Source organism: Psychrobacter proteolyticus (genome assembly GCF_039762275.1).
Classification (GTDB): Bacteria; Pseudomonadota; Gammaproteobacteria; order Pseudomonadales; family Moraxellaceae; genus Psychrobacter; species Psychrobacter proteolyticus_C.
This window is the reverse complement of sequence record NZ_JBDLOB010000001.1, coordinates 65500-88310: the sequence shown is the minus strand read 5'-3', so window position 1 is coordinate 88310 and position 22811 is coordinate 65500. Positions and strand designations below refer to the sequence as shown.

The window sequence follows — 22811 nt, the reverse complement described above, 5'->3', positions numbered from 1 at the left end:
AAATTTACATTAAATTGCTGGTGCGACAAACAAATCTGATTAGTCAAAGTCGATTAGCGACGAGAGAAGTTATCTTTATTTGATAGCCAATCTTGTGCGACCGTCTTTTGCTCACCTGTCTGCATATCTTTAATACTAATCGTATTATCATCCAACTCTTGCTGTGCGATGATGACTGTCAATGCCGCGCCTGACTTGTCCGCCTTTTTCATTTGCGCTTTTAGACTCGTGGCACTGGCCATCTTTACTCGTACATCTGGACGACTGTGACGCAAGTTCTGTGCATAGCTTATACCAGCACTATATACCTCAGGATGGGCCACCACGAATACATCACAAGCAGGTATGTCAGCAATCGGCGCAACCGCTTCTATGAGTAGCAATAAACGCTCAAGCCCCATCGCAAAACCAACACCAGGCTCAGATTTTACTGGTTTACTGCCATCTGTACCGATTGATTTTAATTGCCCTACTAGCCCGTCATAACGACCACCAGCACAAACGGTAGCTTGGCTTCCAAGCTTATCTGTTACCCACTCAAATACCGTTTTATTGTAATAATCAAGGCCACGTACTAAGTGCGGATTGATTTCAAAATCGATATTAAGCGCAGTCAGATAGGCTTTGACCTGCTCAAAATGCGCCACACTCTCTTCACCCAAGAAGTCAGCAAGCTTTGGCGCATCTGCCAATACTGCTTGCGTGCTCGCCTCTTTACTATCCAAGATACGTAAAGGGTTAGTCGTTAGGCGACGTTTGCTGTCTTCGTCTAGCTGGTCTTTTTTATCAGTCAAATAAGTAACCAATGCTTCGCGATAAGCATAGCGCTCATCCAGCTCACCCAAACTGTTTAGTTGCAAACGCATCTCATTGTTGAGGCCTAACTCTTGCCACATCAGATGAGTCATCGCAATCAGCTCAGCATCAGCATCTGGTAGTGCACTACCGAAGCTCTCGACACCTAACTGATGAAACTGGCGATAGCGGCCTTTTTGCGGGCGCTCGTAGCGGAACATCGGACCGATGTACCAAAGCTTGGGCGTGTCACCGCGTAGCAAGTTATGCTCGATGACTGCGCGTACTGCTCCAGCCGTGCCTTCAGGACGCAACGCTAATGGCGTTGGTGGCTCAGATTTATCAGTAAAGCTGTACATTTCTTTTTCGACGATGTCAGTCGCGCCGCCAATAGCACGGGCAAAAAGATCTGTTTGTTCAACGATAGGCAAGCGAATATGCTCGTAACCGTACCTACCAAGTACATCAGCCAATATCGCTTCTAAATGCAGCCACTTTCCTGATTGGTCAGGCAAAATATCATTAAAACCTTTGATAGCTTTGATCATGGTACGGTCGTATCCTTAAATGTTTAACAGGTATTCTATTATTGTTATCTATATATTCAAATAAGCGTCGTATCTAATTGACACTGCGACGGTATAGCCTAAAGTATTAATCTATTCTATGGCTTATTTTACGCGAATGATTTCATTCTCACGTTTTTTTGCCAAGTCTTCTGCATGGGCGCGAACCATACCTTCTATTTCATCGACCAGATTGCCTGTATCGATAAGGTGGCTTTTTTCACCCATACGATAGACCAATGATCTAGGGGCAGCACCAACGATACCGATATCGGCCTCTTTTGCTTCTCCTGGACCATTCACCTTGCACCCAATCACAGATAGATTCATCGGTTCACGAATATCTTCTAGGCGCGACTCTAACGCTGTCATTACTTTAATTACATCAAACTCTTGACGCGAGCAGCTTGGACAGGCGATAAAGTTTACGCCATTCGAACGAATATTAAGCGATTTTAAGATATCAAAACCAATCTTAATCTCTTCTTCAGGCTCAGCGGCTAACGAGATACGAATAGTATCGCCAATACCATCTAGCAATAATCCACCTAGCGCAATAGCAGATTTAACAGCGCCCGTACGGTAGACACCCGCTTCCGTCACGCCCAAATGTAATGGATTATCAATTTGCGCTGATATTAAACGATAAGCATCCAATGTCAAAAACACGTTGCTGGCTTTGACAGATACTTTATATTGGTCAAAATTAAGACGCTCTAAAATATCAATATGGCGCATTGCCGACTCTAGCATTGCCTCGCCAGTTGGCTCAGTATACTTACGCTGGATGTCTTTTTCTAAAGAGCCAGCGTTGACGCCAATACGAATCGGGATGTTATGATATTTGGCACAAGCGACCACTTCACGTACTTTGGCATCGCTACCAATGTTACCAGGATTGATACGTAAACAGTCAGCGCCCGCTTCAGCGACTGCCAAAGCGATTTTATGATCAAAATGCACATCAGCGATCAAAGGCACGCTTACCAGTTTACGAATTTCGCCAAAAGCTTTGACAGTATCCATTGTTGGCGTTGATACGCGCATCAAATCAGCACCTGCTTCGACACAACGCTCGATTTGGGCAACAGTCGCTGCTACATCACAGGTGTCAGTGTTGGTCATGCTCTGTACGCTAATTGGTGCATCACCACCAACCGCGACATCACCGACATAGATTTTTTTGGTCAGACGACGATTAATAGGCGATGGCATTGACATACATAAATCCTTGAATCAAAAATAGAAAAGCCCTAGGCCTTTGTACATATAATATAAACCAGCTAAATCGACAAACACATATTCGCTTTATTCAAACACATGGCTGCTTCATCCAAACATATGAGTGCTTTATTCAAATTTGGTGCTTATGCAACTGACTATGGTGTCAATTCAAAAGTAGCTTGCTTATCTGTTGCATACGTATCTAACGCAACTGGTTGTTGATTGAGCATCAAGCTAACATTATCGATATTATCAATTTGCACATTAAACGGTGGCATACCTGACAAGTCATAGTTACCTGCAGACTGAGAACCATTTATCAGACTGTTTCCAGAAGCATCCGTGATACTAACCACAGCGTCGCTTGTCAATACAAGGTTTAGGTTAGCCGTTGCTGCAGCATCACCTAGATTCAATGCAGAGCCAGAAGCACCAACGCCACTCGCGTCACTATTGATGGCGGCACCTTGGGCTTGCTCTATCGCTGACATGTCTTCAACAGCTGATACAGGCTCTTGGGTGTTTTCTTTGCTAGCGTTACTCACCATACGGAATAGGAACACCGCCAAGATAATCAATCCGATAACGCCTATGATCAATAGCGGGTTAAAGCGGATGCGGTTGTGAGTATCACGCTGCAAAGTCCCCATTGGGCGCAGTGGCGTATCGATATTGCTGGCTGATTTGGCCTTTAGCTCATTGGGATAAGCGGCATCGAAGCTACTAGCGATTTTTGCTGAATCTAAGCCCAGATATTTGGCATAGTTAATCGCAAAACCACGAGCAAACGCAGCCTGTGGTAGCTCAGCGAAGTTTTCGCTTTCTAGCGCTTCTAGATGACGCTTTAGAATAAACAGCTCAGCCGCGGCTGCGTCTAAAGTTACTTGCTTATTTTTACGGGCTTGCTGCAACACGGCACCAAATGATCCCTGAGCGTTAGATTGAGTGTTAGATGATGGGGTGATCATTTCCATGGAGCCTCTGGATTGTTAAGCCAAGTCTTAAGTTGTTTTGCTTCATCACTTAGCGGATAAGCGGATAAAAGCTGCTGTGCCAATTGCTGGCGCGTTGTTATATTATTTTGTGCTGCTGCAAGCTTGATACCTTGTAAGAGCAAGCGCGGGCTAACACCCTGCCCCTGCACCAATATCAGCGTCTCATCATACAGTCTCTGTGCCTGCGGTACACGCTGTTGGTCGAGCAGCAAATCTACCAGTTCGATATGAGCAATGATGCTATTACGATTGCCATCAAGTGCCCGTAAAAATGCTTTTGAAGCGGCACTATTATCGCCTAACTGCAGATAAGTACGGCCTAGGTTTTCTAGCGCGCCAATACGGCCTTCATAGCCTAGCGTCGCCCCTGCAATCTCAAACTGTTCTGCTGCTTCACGGTAGCGCTTTGTCTGTGACAGATACACGCCATAATTATTGTGTGCTTGTACAAAGTCTTTATCTAGTGCGATTGCTTTTTTGAAGTATTCATCAGCTTTGGCTAGGTTGATACGGCTGCCTTCTTGCTGCAACAAAACGCCCATCATATCATAGGCTGGCGCATAACGGCTATCGGCAGCAAAGGCTTTTTCGAGCTGCTGCTGCGCGGTATCTAGCTCATTTTTTCGGATGTATTGCGCGGCAAGCGAAGTACGCACACGGGCGATTTCCTGCTGATCTAAATTTCGATCATTGCTAGCGCGCGTAGATGTTTGATAAGGAGAGTTACCTAGCAAATCATTGGTCGGTGTGGTCTGACAGCCACTTAATACAAGGACGCCAAATACTGCCGACAGTACTGCACGCTTTGGCAAAGCGGTTTGGGCAGCACTGATACTCGACTGCTTATAAAATTTAGAAAATGATTTTTGATATTTGAACTGACAAGAATTTTTAGAAGTCATCATAGCCGCCATCATAAAACTGGGATTCAATGCGTTCGATCTTCGAGGCCTCAGTTTAATAGATTTAACCCCTATAAGTACAATTTAGTTGTTATTAATTGCCACGTTCTGCAATCTTGACAGTCATTGCTACATTTTCTTACCATTGCGATAGACAAAAGACAGCTAAAACGCTATACCAGTCAGATATCGCGCTTATCCTCTAAAGAACGTATTACACGCTTTCACGATCTTTGATGCTCTGCTGCCATGCGGCTGAGCGTCTAGTACGATCGGCAACTTGTCCAACCAACTGACCACAGGCGGCATCGATGTCATCACCACGTGTTTGACGAATCGTACAAACAAAACCCGCTTCGCTCAGTATATTGCCAAACGCATGAATACGATTGTTGCTTGATTTGTCATAGGGTGCATGTGGGAATGGGTTGAACGGAATAAGGTTAATCTTACTTGGTAACCCTTCTAATAGCGCAACCAACTGATGGGCATGCTCATTGCTATCATTGACCCCATCAAGCATCACATACTCGATTGTAACGTGTTTCTTGTGACGTGGATTGACATCATAGACATAGTTTTTTGCCGCTGCAATCAGCTCTTCTAACGGATATTTCTTGTTAATTGGTACTAACTCATTACGCAGCTCATCATTTGGTGCATGCAGTGAAATAGCCAATGCCACATCAATGTCTTGCGCTAACTGATACATTTTCGGGACGACACCAGAAGTCGATAACGTGACGCGACGCTTTGACAGTCCATAAGCATGATCGCTTAGCATCAACTCCATTGAGCCTACCACAGGCTTGTAGTTCAATAGCGGCTCACCCATGCCCATCATCACCACGTTGGTGACATTATTTTCCCATAGGCTATGATCAACGTTTTCTAAACTTTCATTTTCATCTGTCATATATGACGCATTAGCGACCCATAACTGACCGATAATTTCAGCTGCACTTAAGTCACGCTCAAACCCTTGCTTACCTGTACTACAGAAGCTACAGTCTAGTGCACAGCCTACTTGCGAAGACACGCATAATGTCTTACGGCCATTTAACTTGCTATCATCTGCAGGGATAAGCACCGTCTCAACCAATGAGCCACCAGTGACTTCAAACACCCACTTACGCGTACCATCATCACTATATTGACGATGAATCACTTTGGGCGGTACCACACAAGCATTAAGCGATAACTTGTCCCGTAATGACTTACTCAAATTGGTCATTTGCTCAAAATCTGTTACGCCATGCTGATAAATCCACTTAATCACCTGAGTTGAGCGGAATGGTTTTTCGCCAATACTCTTAAAGTAATCAGCCAGTTGCGCTTGCGTCATACCCAATAGATTGGTTTTGGCATGTGCCTCATCTACCAGCTTAATGCTATCAGTAATCTTAGCAGGTACGTGCTGAGTAGGTGTTTGAACAGTTGACATAATAGGTAACCTTTTTGCATGAGCTTAGATAAGCGGTGCAATTATTTATATGGGCTTTGCCATACATACATGGGTGCATGAGCAATCCGCTATGAGCGCAGTTTTTCGAATTGACAAAAACATGCTGATAAGGGATTGATAACGCTAAGTAAAATTAATAATGAGGCAAGTCATTAAGAATTTCAATGAATAATATAATTACAGAACCCTAAAGCGGATACAAGGCAGCCAACTGCAGATTGTACAAGTAGTACATCTAAGGAGGGTAATGCCCTAGCAGTTTAGTAATTCCTTGATTATAGGATTATTATAATAGCTAAAACGGCCTATACCCATAAGATATAAGCCGTCTCGCAAACCAACTATAAACAATCAATGTTGTAAATAATTCGTCTATAGTCAATCAAGTATAAAACTCATACAGGTAAGATCAGTCTAAATCGTAGCTGTCTTATTATAGCAGTTACCTCAAACAAATCGAACGCCGTAAAAGCTTATAGTTTATTTACTATATTAGCGTGTACGTGCACAAACTTCATCATCGCTGAAGAAGTAGCTGATTTCACGTGCTGCTGATTCAGCTGAATCTGAACCATGTACTGCGTTTTCGTCGATGCTGCTAGCGAAATCAGCACGGATAGTGCCTTCAGCAGCTTCTTTTGGGTTAGTTGCACCCATGATTTCACGATGCTGAGCGATAGCGTTTTCGCCTTCTAGTACTGATACCAATACTGGACCTGACATCATGAAAGATTTTAGATCGTTGTAGAATGGACGCTCAGCGTGCTCAGCATAAAAACCGCCTGCTTTTTCATCATCAAGTTGTAGCATTTTAGCTGCAACGATTTTTAGACCAGCTTGTTCGAAACGGCTATAGATAGCGCCGATGTGGTTGCCAGCAACTGCGTCAGGTTTGATGATAGATAAAGTACGTTCATTAGCCATGAGAAGCTCCTAATAAATGATAAATTCAATAAAATATGAAAAATTAATGCGTTGTTTTAGCTTTAGCCACAATGTTGACTTGGACTGTTTTACACAACTCATGGTATATCAGTGTATAACCATAAGCGCCAACATCGGATTGCTGCCTATTATAATGATTAAGGCCATAAATGATAGGGTTAATTTATGACCATACCTTGCATAAAAGTAAATTTATTGTGCATTAGTCGTTGATAATGCTATAAGTTCTAACAAAAGCAAAAACCCCAACGCTCAGCATTGGGGTTTTTTATTAATACTAAAAACTATTTAATTAAGTTTATAGTAAAAACTAAGCGTCGTACGGATCACGCAGTACGATCGTTTCTTCGCGATCAGGACCAGTCGAGATAATATCAACTGGGCAACCAATCAGCGCTTCGATACGTTTGATGTATTTTTTAGCGTTTTCTGGAAGCTCATCATAGTTAGTGATACCAACGGTAGACTCGCTCCAGCCTTGCATCGTTTCATACTTAGGTGTAACTGACTCATAGAATTCAGCATCATGCGCGCCTGCACACTCAGTCTCAGGTAGGTTATAACCCACACCGATTAGCAATTCTTCAAGACCATCTAGTACGTCAAGCTTGGTCAAGCAAATACCTGACATAGAGTTAAGTACTACTGCGCGGCGTAATGCTTCTGCATCGAACCAACCACAGCGACGGGCACGGCCAGTCGTTGCACCAAATTCATGACCGACTTTGGCTAAGTGAGCACCAACATCATCGAACAATTCAGTTGGGAACGGACCACTACCAACGCGCGTAGTGTACGCTTTGGTGATACCAAGTACATAGTCTAAATACAATGGACCGATACCTGTACCCGTTGATACACCGCCAGCGGTTACACTTGAGCTGGTTACAAACGGATAAGTACCATGGTCGATATCAAGTAGCGTGCCCTGAGCACCTTCAAACATTAGGTTTTTGCCAGCCAGACGTAATTGATTTAGGTCTTCAGTTACATCCGTAACCATACCTTTAATCTCTTCTTTCCACTCTTTACAAAGCTTAAGTGTCTCATCAAAATCAATCGCTTCAACTTTATAGTATTCAGTCAGTTGGAAGTTGTGATATTCGATTAGGTTACGTAGTTTTTCTTCTAGATCTTCACGGAACAAATCAGCAAGTTTAATCGCACGGCGTGCTACTTTGTCTTCGTATGCAGGACCAATGCCGCGACCTGTTGTACCGATTTTACCAGACCCACGCTTGGCTTCACGAGCTTGATCAAGTGCCACGTGATAAGGCATGATAAGTGGGCAATTAGGAGAGATGCGTAAACGCTCACGTACTGGTACGTTGTTGTCTTCTAGCTCTTTCATTTCCTTTAGTAGTGCATCAGGTGCTAACACCACGCCATTACCGATAAAGCAAGTGACGCCTTCACGCAAGATACCTGATGGAATCAAATGCAAGACAGTGGTTTTGCCATCGACAACCAACGTGTGACCAGCATTATGACCGCCTTGGAAACGGGCTACTGCTGAGGCTTTTTCGGTAAGTAAATCAACGATTTTACCCTTACCTTCGTCGCCCCATTGGCTACCCAAAACTACAACATTCTTACCCATGATCAATCCTTACCTTTATGTATTGAGGTGTGTGCAATAAAAGCTGAAAAATTAAAATGATTTTCTTAGCTATATCTTTTTATCTCAGTGATTTATGAAATAGAAACACTGAGATATCTAACGAATAATTTTGCGTTCTCATAATGTGTACTGAATAATTTTGGCGGCGTGCGCCGCGTGCGCCATTCAATAGCCTACTATCAGACAGTTAAACAGTCTGTAGCTGCCATTGACTGTCATCAGATATGCTCAAACGATGCGTAACATCATCTGGACTGTCCTGTGCATCTAACGGCATAGTGACGCGATAGCCTTGCTGACGTAGACTCTCTACTTGTTGCAGTAGCGTCTGCATCTCATCTGTATTTGCATTAGACAAAGCGGCAAAATCAACCAAGACAACGGTTGGCGCATCTAACTGTGTATGAGCCAGCAATCGGCTAACATCCATACTAAAGCCTGTGGCCGCACGTAACACTTGCGTCTGACTTTGCATACCATCAAAACGACCACCACGTACTAGTGGCTGCGTTTCACTATTGATATAACCATTGAAGACGATGCCAGTGTGATAGTGATAACCTGATAGTTCAGTCACATCAATACTGACTGGGCACTGCCATTGGTCTTGTAGATAGTTTTTCAAACGCTGTAGCTCATCGATCGCCGTTGCGATTTGGCTGTCTTGCTGCGCCGCATCTGATAATTTGGCTAATAGGTTTGCGATATCGTGACCAAAGCGTGCCAACACATAAAAATCATCACCCATTGGCAAAGCGCGGCAAACACGCTTAAGCTCTGGTAGGTTTTTATTGGCATATAAGTACATCAATTGCTCAGTATCACTGTCTGACAATTCAGCCAATTCAGCCAAACGTTTGAATATCGCTACGTGACCCAAATCGATATGAAGCGCTGCACTCATATTGAGTTTGTTTACCATCGTAAATAGCACGTCTATCAGCTCAATATCTGCCGCTAGTGACGCACAACCAAATATCTCAGCACCCAACTGTAGCGGCGTACGAGAGCCAAACAGTCCTGATGGCAAGGTATGAATCACATCACCAACGTAGCAATAACGCGCAATACCCGTACCACCATGATGCGCATCTATACGCAAAATCTGCGGGGTAATATCAGCGCGGACGCCCATTAGGCGACCCGTCAACTGATCGATAATCTTAAAGGTTTGGCGTTTCAAATCTTCTGACGCATCACTTAGCAAAGACTCAGTAAACTCGATCATCGGCGGACAAACCAGCTGATAACCATGAGTAATAAGCTGCTCGATTAACTGATGTCTAAGCACTTCTTGCTTATGCGCATCTTCAAACAGTACATCAACCACCCCATCAGGCAATAGCCAACTATTGGCAACATCACTGCCAAAGTTACTCAAATATGGCATACGATTGGGTGCAGCACTGTTTTCGGCAGGCTGAGACACTGTTTCATTGGTAGAATTTGGCTGGGCAGGTTTTGCAGAATCAGAACTAACAGACACAATAAATCCTTGTTTGGCGTATCGCTTACCAAAAACGCGGTACTGATGCGGTACTTAAAAGGTGATTTGCCGGGTATTGACGCTGTGTGTATTTATTTTTAACGCGCAACATCATTGACCCAATTATTTATAAACAAACCAGGTAACCGCAAAAGGGTGAATAATAAGTATAATTTAGAATGATAAGACGAGTATCTTTATGCGCTAAAAAATTGCGACAAATAATCAAGGCACTTTATGCTTTAGTTTAGCATAGCACTCAAGGTTCGCCTAGTGACAATTAGCCACAATCACTATCTAATTACAGTTCAATTGCCGCTTATAAGCTTAGCAGATGTAACAGTCATCATTGATGTGTTTGACTCAATATTGGGCGAATAGCCGAGAGGTTTATTTTTTGTTAACCATAAGATAATGAGCGCGATTACGGCAGCGTCTTCGGCACAGACTCATGATACACTAACACATATTTTTATCTCGGAAGCCTTATGTCATCTGATTACCACCCAAACCCTGCCATCAACCAAACCAATGTCTTAGGCACCGCCCTTGCCAGCTGTTGTTTCGATCCAATCACTGGCTATTATCGCAATGGTTTTTGTCATACTGGCAACCATGATGTCGGTCAACATACCGTCTGCGCCAAGATGACTAGCGAGTTTTTGAACTTCTCTGCCAGTCGCGGTAACGACTTGATTACCCCACTACCTGAATACAACTTTCCTGGTCTCAAACCTGGCGACTACTGGTGCATCTGCGCGCTACGTTGGGTTGAAGCATTGGACTTCGATATCGCACCACAAATCAAGTTAGAAGCGTGTCACGAAAGCCTGCTAGCATTAGTAGATATCGATACGCTAAAAAGCTATGCCCTATAGAAATCTATGCCCTATAGATAGTATTGGTACACGATAAAACCGTAGCAGCGTTCACAGTATATTTGGATTATTGAAGTTTTTTATTATATGACAGGAAAGTATATGGAAAATGATAATAATCAATTGATCAAAAAAACGGCTCATATTGCGCCTGATTCCAATATGAATCATATCTACGCCAATATGAATGACAAGCATCTCTATTTGGACGATGATGATAGCTATATCTATGGTGATGTGGACGCCACCACTGAAGATACTATTGAGACCATGACGGTCTACGATCCTGACTCTGAACGCTATGAAGATATTGATTCATCAAGCGCAGGCGAAGTGGTCAATTGCTACGCTTACTCACGTAAAACAGGTGAGAATCTTAATAGAGTGGCGCTCAATGATGTGAGTCGTACGCTAGGGAACAACGGTCAATTTATTTGGCTTGGGCTATATGATCCAAGTTTAGAAACCATGGTCAAAGTAAAAGAAGCCTTTGACCTGCATGAGCTTGCGATTGAAGATGCCTTTGCTGATCATCAACGTGCCAAAGTCGAAAACTATGATAATGACATGGTCTTTGTGGTGCTACGTACGGCCAAGCTCGAAGATAATGTCATTCGTTATGGTACTACTGCGATATTTATGGGTAAAAACTACCTTATTACGATTCGCAATGGCCCGTCAAACTCTTATGCGCCAGTCCGTGAGCACTGCCATCGACGTCCTGAAAAGTTGCGTATGGGCCCTATCTTTGTACTGCACGCTATCCTCGACTTTATCGTTGATAACTATATGCCGATTACCGATCGATTGGGCCGTTACTTGCGCGAGCAAGAACGCTACGTATTTACTTCTGAGTTTGATAAAGGCACGCTAAAAAACCTCTATGAGCTCAAATCGCAATTGGTACATATGCGCGCCATTATCTTACCTGTGCAAGATATCTGTAGCTTTTTTATCAATCATAAAAAAAGTGAGATTGTCTCTGGATTTTCTCAAGCCGCTAAGCCTTACTTTCGCGATGTTAACGATCACCTCTTACACTCACTAGATGCTATTAATGGTCTCAATGAAATGCTGAGCGTGGTGATGAACACCTATATGGCGATGGTCAATATGGGTCAGAATGAAGTGGTGCGTAAGCTCGCTGCATGGGCAGGTATTCTGGCAGTACCGACAGCTATCGCTGGTATCTATGGCATGAACTTTGATTTTATGCCTGAGCTGCATTGGAAATACTCTTACCTTGTTATTATGGCCATAATTATCGCCTTATGTAGCTATCTGTACTATAACTTCAAAAGATTGAAATGGTTGTAATACCAAACGCTAGGCATAAAAAAAGAGCAACCACTGGTCGCTCTTTTTTTATGTTGCTATCTTTTTGTATTGCTATCTAATTATTCACGGCGATGCTTGGTATGGCTATCGGGTGCTTGAGCATTATCAGGCAATAGCGCTTTAACCGTTAGGTTTGCATGCTGCTTATCAAGATTATCCTCTGGGCGACCAAATGTTTTGGCCGTCCAAGTCAGGATTACAATAGAACCGCTCAGTAGCATGATGGCCACGGAAATTGTCGCTAGCAGCCATAAATGGAAATAGTCTGAAACAGCCTGCACATCAACCACCAAATGTCGTGACAATGCTGTTATGGCAATAAATATCAAAAACTGTACTGGCAGTCGGTGGGTTTTAAAGTAGATACCTATCATAGCCAGTAGCTCAAGGTAAATAAATAACATCAATATGTCTTTTAGATCCGCTGAACCCTTTTGGACAATATAAATAAACTCTTTCCCAGCTGTCCAAACGACAACCACACTGATTAGAAATAAAATAACGTAATGACAGACATCGACAAACTCTCTACCAATACTTTGTAGTCGCTCATGAACACCTACGTTTTTTTTAGCCATGTTTAGGTCCTATCAACTGAAATGTGGTTGATTTAGCCTGAGTTTATGTTGCCTCAGGCCCCTTATATATCGGCAATCAGTATTCGTATGACTATTTTTTTAGCCTTTATTCAAACCCGCTGATTTTTCAGCAGCATCGACCGTTTGGCGAATAAGCGTGTTGATAGTCATCGGTCCAACGCCGCCTGGTACTGGCGTATAAGCGCTGGCAATGTTTTCCATGCCTTTCATTTCGATATCACCAACACCGCCATCATCTGTTGGATGGAAACCAGCATCAACGACTACCGCACCTTTTTTGATCCACTCCGCTTTAATAAGCTCAGGTACGCCTACTGCACCAACTACGATATCTGCACGCTTAATATGCGCTGCCAAATCTTGAGTTCTTGAATGGCAGATAGTCACTGTACAGTTAGCATTCAATAACATCATCGCCATTGGCTTACCTAAGATAGCACTACGCCCTACGACCACTGCTTCTTTACCTGATAGCTCGATATTATGATGCTCTAACAAATGCATAATGCCTTGCGGTGTGCATGAACCATAAGCTGACTGCTGCATCGCCATACGACCAAAACCAAGACAAGTCACACCATCGACATCTTTTGCTAAGTCAATCTGCTCAAAACAAGCACGCTCATCGATATGCTCAGGAACCGGATGCTGTAGCAAAATACCATGTACATCTGGATTACTATTTAACTCATCTATCTTTGCCATGAGCTGCTCAGTGGTCGTGACACTTGGCATCTCAACGCGTATAGAGTCCATGCCAACACGCTTACACGCGTTTCCTTTCATACGAACATAAGTAGCAGAGGCTGGATCGTCACCAACCAATATCGTCGCTAAGCTTGGGGTGCGGCCAGTCTTTTCCTTAATCGTATCTACGCGCGTGCGCAGATCCTGTTCTATTTGTTTGGCAAGTGCTTTGCCGTCCAAAACGGTGGCGGATTCTTGGGCAGTAGACATAGTAACTCCAATAGAGGGTACGATATAAAAAAATAAAGACAGCGCGCGCAAATACTTTGCATGCCTGTCCTTTGCTTCGTCAATCTTTGACTAAGAGTAATATTGTACCTGTGTACGCTACAAAATCCTAGCGTAAGATAAAGCCTGCACACTGATAATTTTTTATAATAAGTTAATTAAACAGTATTGCTTATTCATGGATAGAAACATTTATAACCAGTAAGGTATTGGTTTACGTGCTAAATTTGTTAAAATAGCGTAGAATAGTCAATCCAATTTTTTACATTGAGAAATGTAAACCCACCGACTCAAGGATATTATGATGAAAGACGAAAAATTACAGAAAGCACTCGCCCGTATGGGACTTGGTTCACGCCGCCAAATGGAAGAAGTCATCAAATCTGGCCGCGTAACGGTTAATAACGGTCCTGCGACCATCGGTGATCGCGTCTCGCAAGGTGATGAGATTCGCGTTGATGGCCGTCAAATAAAATACACTTCTGAAAACGAGAAACGTCGCCGTGTTATCGCTTACTACAAGCCTGAAGGCGAAGTTTGCTCTGCTAAAGATCCAGAAGGTCGCCCAACTGTCTTTGAACGTTTGCCAAAGCTGACGCATGACCGCTGGGTAATGGTTGGACGTTTGGACATTAACTCAACTGGCCTATTGTTATTTACTAACGATGGCGAAATGGCGCATCGCTTGATGCATCCATCTGGTGAAGTAACGCGTGAATATGCCGTACGTGTATTGGGTGAAGTAACGCCTGATATCGCTCGTGCATTGACCGCTGGTGTCATGCTAGAAGATGGCCTTGCCAAATTTGAAGACATCAAAGAAGGCGGCGGCGAAGGCGTCAACAAGTGGTATCATGTCCAGCTAAAAGAAGGCCGTAACCGCGAAGTACGTCGTTTATTTGAGTCACAAGGTCTAAAAGTTAGTCGTCTACTACGTACACGCTATGGCACGATTGTTCTACCAAAAGAGCTACGTACTGGCCGTTTCTTAGAGCTTGATAAAAAAGAAATTAATACGTTGACGGATTTGGTCAGCTTGCGTCCACGTTATGGCACGGGTCTACATGGCGCAGCTAAAGAAAAGCAAGAACGTATCAGAAACAAACCGCTTAAAGCGCGTCGCACTGACACTCGTAACGATAACCGCAACAGCAGCGCGAAACCTAAAAGTAGTGCTAGCCCTGCCAGCCGCGGCACACGTAACACCCGTGATCGCAATGATAAACGCTAGTTGATTTGGTTTAACATTATTCTAAGTTTTTGATAGATTTAGAATAAACATAAAAAAGCGGTCAATGATAAATAGTCATTGACCGCTTTTTTTGTGTCTTTTTACAGGCTTCAAAGTTTACAGGCATCATAGTTGCTTAATATAAAGATAGCGGCTCAGCTATCGTGGCTATTGATATAATGCTTCATGACACGCAGCTCTTGTAGCTGCGCCTCGTCTATTTGCGCCAGTAGTTTATCTAAACGCTGTTCGATGTTATCTAGAACACTCTGCAATAACTCACTAGCCTCTAACCTCTTATCGTTATTCCCATTATTGGCATTTATATTTGTTAATTGGTAGTGAGTAGCTAGCATCTCGGGTAACCGTGTTTGCAGCATTTTATTTAATACAAACTGCGCTTCTGTTATCGCTGGTGTCTTATGTTGAGCATGTATGGCTGCTTGATAAGCGTGATAGCTGCTTACTTTTTCATCGATGCGTTTTAACTGGCGTAATTGCTGCTCTGACAAGTTTTTTAAGTGCTGTTTATTTAACGTTAGCTGCTGCAAGCTTAATGTGGCTAATGACAAGGGCGCATCATAATCCTGATACGTGAGCACGCCAGGTGAGATACCGACAGCTTTATGAAAAGCCTGCCAGCCTTTTCTACCTAGATAAAAGGTAGTGACGGTCGTTACAATACCGATGCCTATTAAGATACTCATATACGCTTGCTCTTTACCCTTTCACCATTCAACTTTGTATTTACAGCTTAATGTCTTTAACACTCACATTTTCACCAGTTGGGCTTTCAATCGCTTGGGTATTTACATCACTAATAACATCACCACTGGCATTGCTATCGGGCTTTTGAAACTCTGTGTTGCTAGTAGGGTTATCAAAACGTTTTTGGAGATAGCGATTGGTTGCAAGTAGTTTTTGACCGTCTTGATGATATGACGCGTTGAGCAGGTCATCGAACTGTGTGTTAATTGTCTTAAGCACATCTAACAAGGCTTCTTTGCCCGTGACATTAGAATGTTTGATTTTGGTAGTGTCAGCAAGCGAGTCCTCCGTCACATCTAAATCATGTAAGCGGCGATAGTCAGCGACGGCTTGTGGCACATGCCTATCCATTAAGTTTTGAATCATAATATAAGTTTCGTTGACGGTATCTTTATCATCAATCTTGCCATCATTATTGGTATCGCCATACATGACACGCAGCTTTTCACCCTTTGTATTAATTTGCTCCAAAGCGGTTTTAACTTCAACGGGTAGGCTTTTTTCAGGTATATAACCCAGTTGCGGCATCGCCTTATATTCGAGCATTTTGGGCGCTGTGACTTTTTTAATGCCACGATAACCTAGATATAACCCAGCCGCTGGTAACAGCCCATACAAAACAAACATTACGAACATCGCAGTCATTTGGGTCATTATATTGTCCTTATTACTTATCAGAATGTCGTGACTAATTTCTTATAGTTAATATCATTAAACAAAAAAATAAGGCTCTATTAAAGCCCTATATTGTTATGCACTGGGTCGATTGTGTTTTTTGATAATACTTAACCTTTGCTAGTGTTCAAAAAAACATAATCAAAGAAAATTTAACTTTGCGTACGGCTCTTAACATAGCGGTGGGTTGAGGCAAGGCGGTTCAGAACCGTTTGATGCAATTCATCCAATAATTCGTCAAGCTCATAATCAATCTCTAAAAACAAATCTGTCAGCATATCACCGGCTGTCATCTTACCCTGCACCATATTGTTTTTGGTACGATGCGGACTAAAGCGTTGTAGCTGCTCATAATGATGTAATGCTTCAGGGATACTTTCGGATACTAATTTATCGATGACGAACTGACGCTCGTTATGTTGCTGCTGTTGCTGTTCGTTCAGCTCACTACTCCACTCACGATAACGCTTTAGCTTACCGTTGATACGATCTAATATCGCAACGGCTTCAATAGGCATGGCATTTAGGGTGGCCTCATCAACCACATCAACAAGCTCAGTCATAATCGGACAACGTCCATGTTTGAGATACCACAAAGTATCTGGGTCAAAAGGCGGTCTATTGGTTGGGCGCATTTGAGCACGATTGCTCAGATAGCGATCGGTCAAAGGCGTGGATGATTGGCTATCACTCACTTGTGCCAACGCATCACATATGCGGTTTACACGTTCAGGCGGAGTTAGTGTAGAACGCTCATGTACTGCGTGATTGCTATCATTATCGGCAGCAGCATCCTGTTCATGATTAACGCTCATCTCCTGAGCATTCTTTGCTGCCAATGTCGGTAGGTCATCTTGAGCTTGCCCAAATGACTGTAGCATTCTTGTCAAACTGACTACCATGACTTGCTCTGCCCCTCGTCTATTACACTCACATTGTGCGCATATTGCATACATTCATTCAATAGCGTATCTTAGCAGGTTTTTGCTGACCTGCCAGTAAGCAAAATGTCACCATTCCTACACTTCAACCGTTAAGCGCCGTATTATGAATGCTCCTGATTATATTTCTGGTTTCCTACTTGGTCTATCTCTCATCATTGCTATTGGCTCCCAAAACGCTTTTGTACTCAAACAAGGTCTCAAACGCGAACACATATTTTTTGTTTGTTTGTTTTGTGCGGTGAGCGATGCGTTTTTAATCTCAGCAGGTGTTGGGGGTTTTGGTGCAGTTACGGCTCGCTATCCTCACGTTATAGATATCGCAAAAATAGCAGGCGTTATATTTTTATTAGGTTACGGCTTGCAGAGTTTGTATGCCAGTGTACGCGTGTCACATGCTTTGACTGTTGAAGGACAAGTCGTCACGAGTTTGAAAAAAGCCTTGTTACTATGTTTTGGCTTTACTTGGTTAAACCCGCACGTCTATCTAGACACATTGGTACTCGTCGGCATGGTCTCTACGGGTGCAAGCAGTAAATTGACGTTTGCCGCAGGCGCAATTAGCGCTTCGTTCTTTTTCTTCTTTGCGCTTGGGTATGGTGCGCGATTACTCAGGCCTCTATTTGAGAAGCCTAAAGCATGGAACATACTGGACGCTTCGGTAGGGTTGCTAATGCTGTATCTGGCTTGGCATTTGTATCAAAGCTGATAGAAATATAACTAGGAAATGATAGATAAGCTGAGTGTTTAATAAACTGAATATTAAGTAAACAACGTATTAGATAAACCGAAACACGTTGATAACCGCTAACCGGTATATAAATATATGTGGTTAGCGATAATATTGTATTGATCATCTACATCAAGCTAGGAAAGAGCGTACGCAGTCCATTAACGATAATCTCGATAGAAACGGCTGCCAATAGCATACCCATGATTCGGCTCATGATGTTCAAGCCAGTATCGCCTAGTAGGCGACTAATACGACCTGCCGCCATCAATGCCAAATAGCAAAACAGACTGATAAATAAGCCAGCAATCAAGATGGCAGATACCTGCAAAATACCTGATACTTGTGAAGAATAAATGATAACCGTGGAGATACCACCAGGCCCAATCATCATTGGAATCGCGAGGGGAACCACGGCAGCTGCCATTGAGACTGGTGCATCTTTCACATGATCAACATCGAAGTTCTCTTGATCAGGTTTAACCGGGTTACCCTCTCCATTCATCATATTTAGGGCAATTAAAAACACCAATATACCGCCTGCCAATTGGAACGAGCCGATAGAAATACCAAGGGTTTTTAGTAGTGTCTCACCTGCAATCGTAAAAAAGCTGATAGTGATAAAAATAGTCAGACAAGCAACGCGCGCGACCTTACGTCGATTGTTCATCGAATAGCCGCGAGTCAAATCTAAAAATAACGTCAATGCGCTAAATGGATTGATCAATACCATAAAGGCTAGGATTATCTTGATAATTTCAGTATTCACTGAGCGCTCGCTTGTCTATTGATACCGCTTGTGCAAAAAGATAAGGTCATCGTGCGAGTGCAACGATGACCCAATAGGCAACTAAAAATAGCATTGTAGCATAGGCAGATAAGCTAATAAAATCATTAACTTTGCGCCGTTACGCCTACATGTCACCTTAGTCAAGCTTCAGTGTAAAAACAAGCATTTAACCGATTATCAGTACAAGCTGTCAGTATAAATTGCCATTCTATTAACTCGTTGATAGCCCTTGTCATAAAATCTAGCGCATGTAGTGCTATTAGCCTTTGTTACGTCTGCACTTATGCACTAAAATCTAGCCCGATATCCAAAGCAGTAGTACTGTGCGTCAAATAACCCATCGCGATAAAATCAACCCCTGTACTTGCTGCCGCTTGTACCGTTTCAGGCGTAATACCACCTGAAGCTTCAGTCTTTGCGCGACCCTGACACATAGTAACCGCTTGCGACAATGTTTCAGGCGACATGTTGTCTAATAGTACTAAACTCACACCTGCATCGAGCGCTTGCTCTAATTGCTCTAGCGTATCGACTTCGACCTCAATAGGAATCAGATGCCCAGCAAATTTCTGTGCTTGCTGAATGGCTGTTTTTATATCACCAGCAATGGCGATATGATTGTCTTTAATTAAAATCGCATCATCCAACCCTAAGCGATGATTGCGTCCGCCGCCGCAGCGTACGGCGTATTTTTGTACGATACGTAAGCCTGGAATGGTCTTACGTGTACAAGTAATTTGCGCAGGATATTGAGCCACACTATCGACAATTTGACGGGTCGCTGTCGCAATACCGCTAAGATGGGTCATAAAGTTCAGTGCCGTGCGTTCTGCTGTCAATAAGTGACGCGCATTACCTTTTACGGTCGCTAACACTGCGCCAGCCTCTACTGTTTCGCCATCCTGTACTTGTGCAATAAACCCAATTTGTGCATCGACTAAGGCAAAAGACAAACGTGCCAAATCAATACCACATATTACGCCTGCTTGGCGCGCCTTGATCTGTAGCTGCGCTTGCATATCGGCTGGGATAGTCGCTTGTGAGGTTACATCACCACGCCTACCCAAATCTTCAGTTAGTGCATTCTCAACCAATGGCTTGAGCAATACGTCATCTAATGCTGGCTCTTGTTCAATTGTCATCTTTGACCCTTATATAGGCATGATATTGATAGAAACTTCTCGTTATTTAAACTCAAAATGAGCATAAATATAGCGTAAAGTTAGCGGCCCTGCAAGGAAAGGTGACAAATTTTTCGTATTACAAACCGATTTAGAGATAAAACGGACTGGCTTGAAATGACTATTTGCGCTTAGGAAGTTTGCTATCCATCAGTAAACTCTGTAATTCAATATCATGACGAAAGCGATATAGCTTGGCAGGACGACCGCGCTGAGCAGTGCTACTCTCTCCTGTCTCCATCACTAGATTTTGTGAATCAAGCAATCGACGGAAGTTTTGCTTGTGCAAACGCACGCCTGATAACGCTTCAACACTCTGCTGCAACTGCGATAAGGTAAAGACGTCTGGCATCAGCCCAAAAATAAGCGGTCTATACTCAATCTTCGCGCGCAGTCTTGAGATAGCAGTAGCAATCACGCGACGATGATCATAATACATGGGGACGCCTATGCGTTGTGACCAGTCTTCTGGTAAAGCAACAGCCTGATAATTGGGCGGATAATTAGGGGCTTCAGGTATCAGTCCTGCTTCATAAAGCATCTCATAACGTAGTAATACATGCTCTGCAATCCATTCTCTACTTTCATTATCGTGTTCGTTGACGGATTGATTGTCAGTGAGTGTGCCACTTGCTAAAAACGCTTCGTCCAGCCCCCAACATAAGCCAATGCGCTGACGCCTGCGCTGTTGAACGATTGAGTCGTTGGCAGTATTGGCCCATTCAAGTAGCGCAGGCACGATAAAGTCCATAATAATGCTAGGCATACCGTCCAGATGATTCTCCCACGGGAAATAATCATACCAATCTCGCCAGAGCGCTTTACTTTGGAGTGCCTGCGTTTGCGTCTCTTGCACCAAACCTAAATAACTCACATACACCAACGCATGACCGTCGATGTTGCGTCTATTGGTATCGACAAAGGTATATAACTGCTCCAAATATCCAAGCGGTTGCTGCGTTTGCTCTTCTACCCACTGACGTACGCCTGCTTGTAGAGAGCGATGTAGCGGCATAAGTGGCCCATTTGGCAACAGCTTGCCTTGGTCAACGGTTAGAACGCGCGCAATATGATCTGTGATAGCGACCAATACGGCGACCACTTCTGTCGTGCCGCTACCTTGCTGGTGCGCATGTGAATAAGACAACGTCATGGCTTTGGGAATTATCCTTTTTCTCTTAAATGTAAAAGGCTATTGGGACTAATAGCCGTTGTATGGCTTAGTATAGCTCGAATCTAAAACTATCATAGTCTGTGGTTGTAAGTATGAAAAATCAATGGCGATAAATAGTCATAAGAGGCATAAATTCGCACCATTCTTAAGCTTAGTACGACTTAACTGCACATCACTTTGGGCACTAAAACCTAATCTTTTGACTTCTTAGGTATAAAAAACCACTTGTAATTATGCTCAAAATGAGCATAATTAAGACAACTTATAAATTTATTATGTCCAATTACCTATTTTTTAGCTCATACATTTATCGTTATCGCACCAAAAAAGGCTGCCATTATGAAAAAATATCCTTACGACGCACCTATCATGAGTACGGACAATCGCATCGCCACTCAGATGAATATTGAATATGCCAAGGCTAAAATGCCAGCAGACTTGCCTCGCGCTGAACGCATCGTGGTCGAAGAAAATATCAAGAAGCTACTGAAAGAGAATAATGCCGTACTAGTAGCACACTACTATGTCGACCCTTTTATCCAAGACTTGGCATTGGCAACCGGTGGCTGTGTCGGTGACTCACTTGAAATGGCTCGGTTTGGACAAGCTCATAGCGCCCAAACATTGGTCGTCGCTGGTGTGCGCTTCATGGGTGAATCAGCAAAAATATTAAGCATGGAAAAGACCGTCCTAATGCCAGATTTGGAAGCCGAATGCTCGCTTGATTTGGGCTGCCCTGCTGACGATTTTTCAGCATTTTGTGATGCTCATCCTGAACGTACTGTGGTCGTCTATGCCAATACCAGCGCCGCAGTAAAAGCGAGAGCTGATTGGGTGGTCACCTCATCTGTCGGTATAGACATCGTTCGTCACTTACACGCCCAAGGCGAGCCGATTATTTGGGGACCTGACCGTCATTTGGGCAAATACATTGCTCGTGAGACTGGCGCAGATATGCTGCTTTGGCAAGGGTCTTGTTTGGTACACAACGAATTTAAAGCCACTGAACTCCTGCAACTGAAAGAGGAACACCCAGAGGCTAAAGTCTTGGTACATCCTGAATCACCTGATAGTGTGGTGGCACTCGCTGATGTGGTCGGCTCGACTAGCAAGCTTTTGCAATCAACGTATGAGATGGATGCTGATACCTTTATCGTCGCTACTGACTTGGGCATATTGCACGAGATGCAAAAACGCTCGCCAAACAAGCGATTCTTGGCCGCACCAACTGCTGGTGAGAGTGCAAGCTGTAAGAGCTGTGCGTTTTGTCCTTGGATGGCCATGAACGGTCTAAAAGGTATTGAGCAGTGCTTAACCAATCAAAGCGGTGAAGTACTAATGACACCTGAGCTAGCAGTAGCAGCTAAGAAACCTTTACAACGGATGCTTGATTTTGCTGAAGCACAAAAGCAACGTGTAACCGCTAGTGGCGACGTTGTAAAAGACCGTGCGCTGTTCGCTAACGTTGGGGCAGCCTAGCATGAGTCCGTCGCATTCAGTTGATCGTTCCAGCACCACTCGCTATAAAAATA

21 protein-coding genes are annotated in these 22811 nt (G+C 43.4%); 5 read left to right on the top strand and 16 right to left on the bottom strand.

Annotated elements, in window-relative coordinates:
- Window positions 1–53: 53 nt before the first annotated feature.
- The 8 genes from hisS to ABFV72_RS00325 form a co-directional block, all read right to left on the bottom strand.
- Entirely contained in the window at window positions 54–1343 is a 1290-nt protein-coding gene (gene hisS / locus ABFV72_RS00360) for a histidine--tRNA ligase (protein WP_347161743.1), read from the bottom strand.
- A 123-nt stretch (window positions 1344–1466) separates the two neighbouring features.
- Complete coding sequence (ispG, locus tag ABFV72_RS00355; protein WP_057759039.1) at window positions 1467–2582, bottom strand: flavodoxin-dependent (E)-4-hydroxy-3-methylbut-2-enyl-diphosphate synthase; 1116 nt, start codon at window positions 2580–2582, stop codon at window positions 1467–1469.
- Between the two features lie 158 nt (window positions 2583–2740).
- Window positions 2741–3553 carry a helix-turn-helix domain-containing protein gene (locus ABFV72_RS00350; RefSeq protein ID WP_102092029.1) on the bottom strand — a complete coding sequence of 271 codons (813 nt, stop codon included), beginning with the start codon at window positions 3551–3553 and terminating at the stop codon, window positions 2741–2743.
- Entirely contained in the window at window positions 3550–4485 is a 936-nt protein-coding gene (gene pilW, locus ABFV72_RS00345; protein WP_347161741.1) for a type IV pilus biogenesis/stability protein PilW, read from the bottom strand. Before pilW ends, ABFV72_RS00350 begins: the two co-directional genes overlap by 4 nt.
- Window positions 4486–4696: 211 nt before the next feature.
- The gene (gene rlmN, locus ABFV72_RS00340) at window positions 4697–5926 is read right to left on the bottom strand and encodes a 23S rRNA (adenine(2503)-C(2))-methyltransferase RlmN (protein WP_347161739.1); all 1230 of its coding nucleotides are present in this window, start codon (window positions 5924–5926) and stop codon (window positions 4697–4699) included.
- Window positions 5927–6439: 513 nt separating this feature from the next.
- Complete coding sequence (gene ndk / locus ABFV72_RS00335; protein ID WP_057759031.1) at window positions 6440–6871, bottom strand: nucleoside-diphosphate kinase; 432 nt, start codon at window positions 6869–6871, stop codon at window positions 6440–6442.
- 331 nt (window positions 6872–7202) lie between these two features.
- Entirely contained in the window at window positions 7203–8492 is a 1290-nt protein-coding gene (locus tag ABFV72_RS00330) for an adenylosuccinate synthase (RefSeq protein WP_057759029.1), read from the bottom strand.
- Window positions 8493–8700: 208 nt separating this feature from the next.
- Window positions 8701–9999 carry an ATP phosphoribosyltransferase regulatory subunit gene (locus tag ABFV72_RS00325; protein ID WP_347161736.1) on the bottom strand — a complete coding sequence of 433 codons (1299 nt, stop codon included), beginning with the start codon at window positions 9997–9999 and terminating at the stop codon, window positions 8701–8703.
- Between the two features lie 488 nt (window positions 10000–10487).
- On the opposite strand from ABFV72_RS00325, the gene ABFV72_RS00320 reads away from it, so the two are divergent.
- Together ABFV72_RS00320 and corA are read left to right on the top strand one after the other, a co-directional pair.
- A complete protein-coding gene (locus tag ABFV72_RS00320) occupies window positions 10488–10877 on the top strand; it encodes a DUF2237 family protein (RefSeq protein ID WP_057759025.1) in 390 nt (129 codons plus the stop codon).
- Between the two features lie 162 nt (window positions 10878–11039).
- Window positions 11040–12194 (top strand): magnesium/cobalt transporter CorA, encoded by a 1155-nt coding sequence (gene corA, locus ABFV72_RS00315; RefSeq protein ID WP_371546973.1) that lies wholly within the window; start codon window positions 11040–11042, stop codon window positions 12192–12194.
- 80 nt (window positions 12195–12274) lie between these two features.
- On the opposite strand, the gene ABFV72_RS00310 is transcribed toward corA, so the two are convergent.
- Both ABFV72_RS00310 and folD read right to left on the bottom strand, forming a co-directional pair.
- Entirely contained in the window at window positions 12275–12793 is a 519-nt protein-coding gene (locus ABFV72_RS00310; protein ID WP_057759021.1) for a phosphate-starvation-inducible protein PsiE, read from the bottom strand.
- A 99-nt stretch (window positions 12794–12892) separates the two neighbouring features.
- Window positions 12893–13771 (bottom strand): bifunctional methylenetetrahydrofolate dehydrogenase/methenyltetrahydrofolate cyclohydrolase FolD, encoded by an 879-nt coding sequence (gene folD, locus ABFV72_RS00305; RefSeq protein WP_347161732.1) that lies wholly within the window; start codon window positions 13769–13771, stop codon window positions 12893–12895.
- A 322-nt stretch (window positions 13772–14093) separates the two neighbouring features.
- Between folD and rluB the strand changes: the two genes are divergently transcribed.
- Entirely contained in the window at window positions 14094–15020 is a 927-nt protein-coding gene (rluB, locus tag ABFV72_RS00300) for a 23S rRNA pseudouridine(2605) synthase RluB (protein WP_057758992.1), read from the top strand.
- A gap of 155 nt (window positions 15021–15175) precedes the next feature.
- Here rluB and ABFV72_RS00295 read toward each other — a convergent pair whose 3' ends face one another.
- The 3 genes from ABFV72_RS00295 to ABFV72_RS00285 form a co-directional block, all read right to left on the bottom strand.
- Window positions 15176–15727, bottom strand: coding sequence for a hypothetical protein (locus ABFV72_RS00295; protein WP_347161730.1), 552 nt, complete (start codon window positions 15725–15727; stop codon window positions 15176–15178).
- A 40-nt stretch (window positions 15728–15767) separates the two neighbouring features.
- Window positions 15768–16442, bottom strand: coding sequence for a hypothetical protein (locus ABFV72_RS00290; RefSeq protein WP_347161728.1), 675 nt, complete (start codon window positions 16440–16442; stop codon window positions 15768–15770).
- Window positions 16443–16615: 173 nt separating this feature from the next.
- The gene (locus tag ABFV72_RS00285; protein WP_347162390.1) at window positions 16616–17344 is read right to left on the bottom strand and encodes a hypothetical protein; all 729 of its coding nucleotides are present in this window, start codon (window positions 17342–17344) and stop codon (window positions 16616–16618) included.
- A gap of 166 nt (window positions 17345–17510) precedes the next feature.
- Between ABFV72_RS00285 and ABFV72_RS00280 the strand changes: the two genes are divergently transcribed.
- A complete protein-coding gene (locus ABFV72_RS00280; protein WP_347161726.1) occupies window positions 17511–18113 on the top strand; it encodes a LysE/ArgO family amino acid transporter in 603 nt (200 codons plus the stop codon).
- 148 nt (window positions 18114–18261) lie between these two features.
- Here the strand turns inward: ABFV72_RS00280 and ABFV72_RS00275 are convergent, their stop codons facing one another.
- From ABFV72_RS00275 to ABFV72_RS00265, 3 genes are all read right to left on the bottom strand, one after another.
- The gene (locus ABFV72_RS00275; protein ID WP_082624565.1) at window positions 18262–18903 is read right to left on the bottom strand and encodes a MarC family protein; all 642 of its coding nucleotides are present in this window, start codon (window positions 18901–18903) and stop codon (window positions 18262–18264) included.
- A 302-nt stretch (window positions 18904–19205) separates the two neighbouring features.
- Window positions 19206–20066 (bottom strand): carboxylating nicotinate-nucleotide diphosphorylase, encoded by an 861-nt coding sequence (gene nadC / locus ABFV72_RS00270; RefSeq protein ID WP_347161724.1) that lies wholly within the window; start codon window positions 20064–20066, stop codon window positions 19206–19208.
- A gap of 160 nt (window positions 20067–20226) precedes the next feature.
- The gene (locus ABFV72_RS00265; RefSeq protein ID WP_347161722.1) at window positions 20227–21258 is read right to left on the bottom strand and encodes an NUDIX hydrolase; all 1032 of its coding nucleotides are present in this window, start codon (window positions 21256–21258) and stop codon (window positions 20227–20229) included.
- Between the two features lie 360 nt (window positions 21259–21618).
- Between ABFV72_RS00265 and nadA the strand changes: the two genes are divergently transcribed.
- The gene (gene nadA / locus ABFV72_RS00260) at window positions 21619–22758 is read left to right on the top strand and encodes a quinolinate synthase NadA (RefSeq protein ID WP_347161720.1); all 1140 of its coding nucleotides are present in this window, start codon (window positions 21619–21621) and stop codon (window positions 22756–22758) included.
- The last annotated feature ends 53 nt before the right edge of the window (window positions 22759–22811 follow it).

Excerpts from the sequence above, each read along its gene's own strand:
- hisS (WP_347161743.1), bottom strand. The coding sequence starts at position 1,343 with ATGATCAAAGCTATCAAAGGTTTTAATGATATTTTGCCTGACCAATCA.
- ispG (WP_057759039.1), bottom strand. The coding sequence starts at position 2,582 with ATGTCAATGCCATCGCCTATTAATCGTCGTCTGACCAAAAAAATCTAT.
- ABFV72_RS00350 (WP_102092029.1), bottom strand. The coding sequence starts at position 3,553 with ATGATCACCCCATCATCTAACACTCAATCTAACGCTCAGGGATCATTT.
- pilW (WP_347161741.1), bottom strand. The coding sequence starts at position 4,485 with ATGATGACTTCTAAAAATTCTTGTCAGTTCAAATATCAAAAATCATTT.
- rlmN (WP_347161739.1), bottom strand. The coding sequence starts at position 5,926 with ATGTCAACTGTTCAAACACCTACTCAGCACGTACCTGCTAAGATTACT.
- ndk (WP_057759031.1), bottom strand. The coding sequence starts at position 6,871 with ATGGCTAATGAACGTACTTTATCTATCATCAAACCTGACGCAGTTGCT.
- ABFV72_RS00330 (WP_057759029.1), bottom strand. The coding sequence starts at position 8,492 with ATGGGTAAGAATGTTGTAGTTTTGGGTAGCCAATGGGGCGACGAAGGT.
- ABFV72_RS00320 (WP_057759025.1), top strand. The coding sequence starts at position 10,488 with ATGTCATCTGATTACCACCCAAACCCTGCCATCAACCAAACCAATGTC.
- corA (WP_371546973.1), top strand. The coding sequence starts at position 11,040 with ATGAATCATATCTACGCCAATATGAATGACAAGCATCTCTATTTGGAC.
- ABFV72_RS00310 (WP_057759021.1), bottom strand. The coding sequence starts at position 12,793 with ATGGCTAAAAAAAACGTAGGTGTTCATGAGCGACTACAAAGTATTGGT.
- folD (WP_347161732.1), bottom strand. The coding sequence starts at position 13,771 with ATGTCTACTGCCCAAGAATCCGCCACCGTTTTGGACGGCAAAGCACTT.
- rluB (WP_057758992.1), top strand. The coding sequence starts at position 14,094 with ATGAAAGACGAAAAATTACAGAAAGCACTCGCCCGTATGGGACTTGGT.
- ABFV72_RS00295 (WP_347161730.1), bottom strand. The coding sequence starts at position 15,727 with ATGAGTATCTTAATAGGCATCGGTATTGTAACGACCGTCACTACCTTT.
- ABFV72_RS00290 (WP_347161728.1), bottom strand. The coding sequence starts at position 16,442 with ATGACCCAAATGACTGCGATGTTCGTAATGTTTGTTTTGTATGGGCTG.
- ABFV72_RS00285 (WP_347162390.1), bottom strand. The coding sequence starts at position 17,344 with ATGCTACAGTCATTTGGGCAAGCTCAAGATGACCTACCGACATTGGCA.
- ABFV72_RS00280 (WP_347161726.1), top strand. The coding sequence starts at position 17,511 with ATGAATGCTCCTGATTATATTTCTGGTTTCCTACTTGGTCTATCTCTC.
- nadC (WP_347161724.1), bottom strand. The coding sequence starts at position 20,066 with ATGACAATTGAACAAGAGCCAGCATTAGATGACGTATTGCTCAAGCCA.
- ABFV72_RS00265 (WP_347161722.1), bottom strand. The coding sequence starts at position 21,258 with ATGACGTTGTCTTATTCACATGCGCACCAGCAAGGTAGCGGCACGACA.
- nadA (WP_347161720.1), top strand. The coding sequence starts at position 21,619 with ATGAAAAAATATCCTTACGACGCACCTATCATGAGTACGGACAATCGC.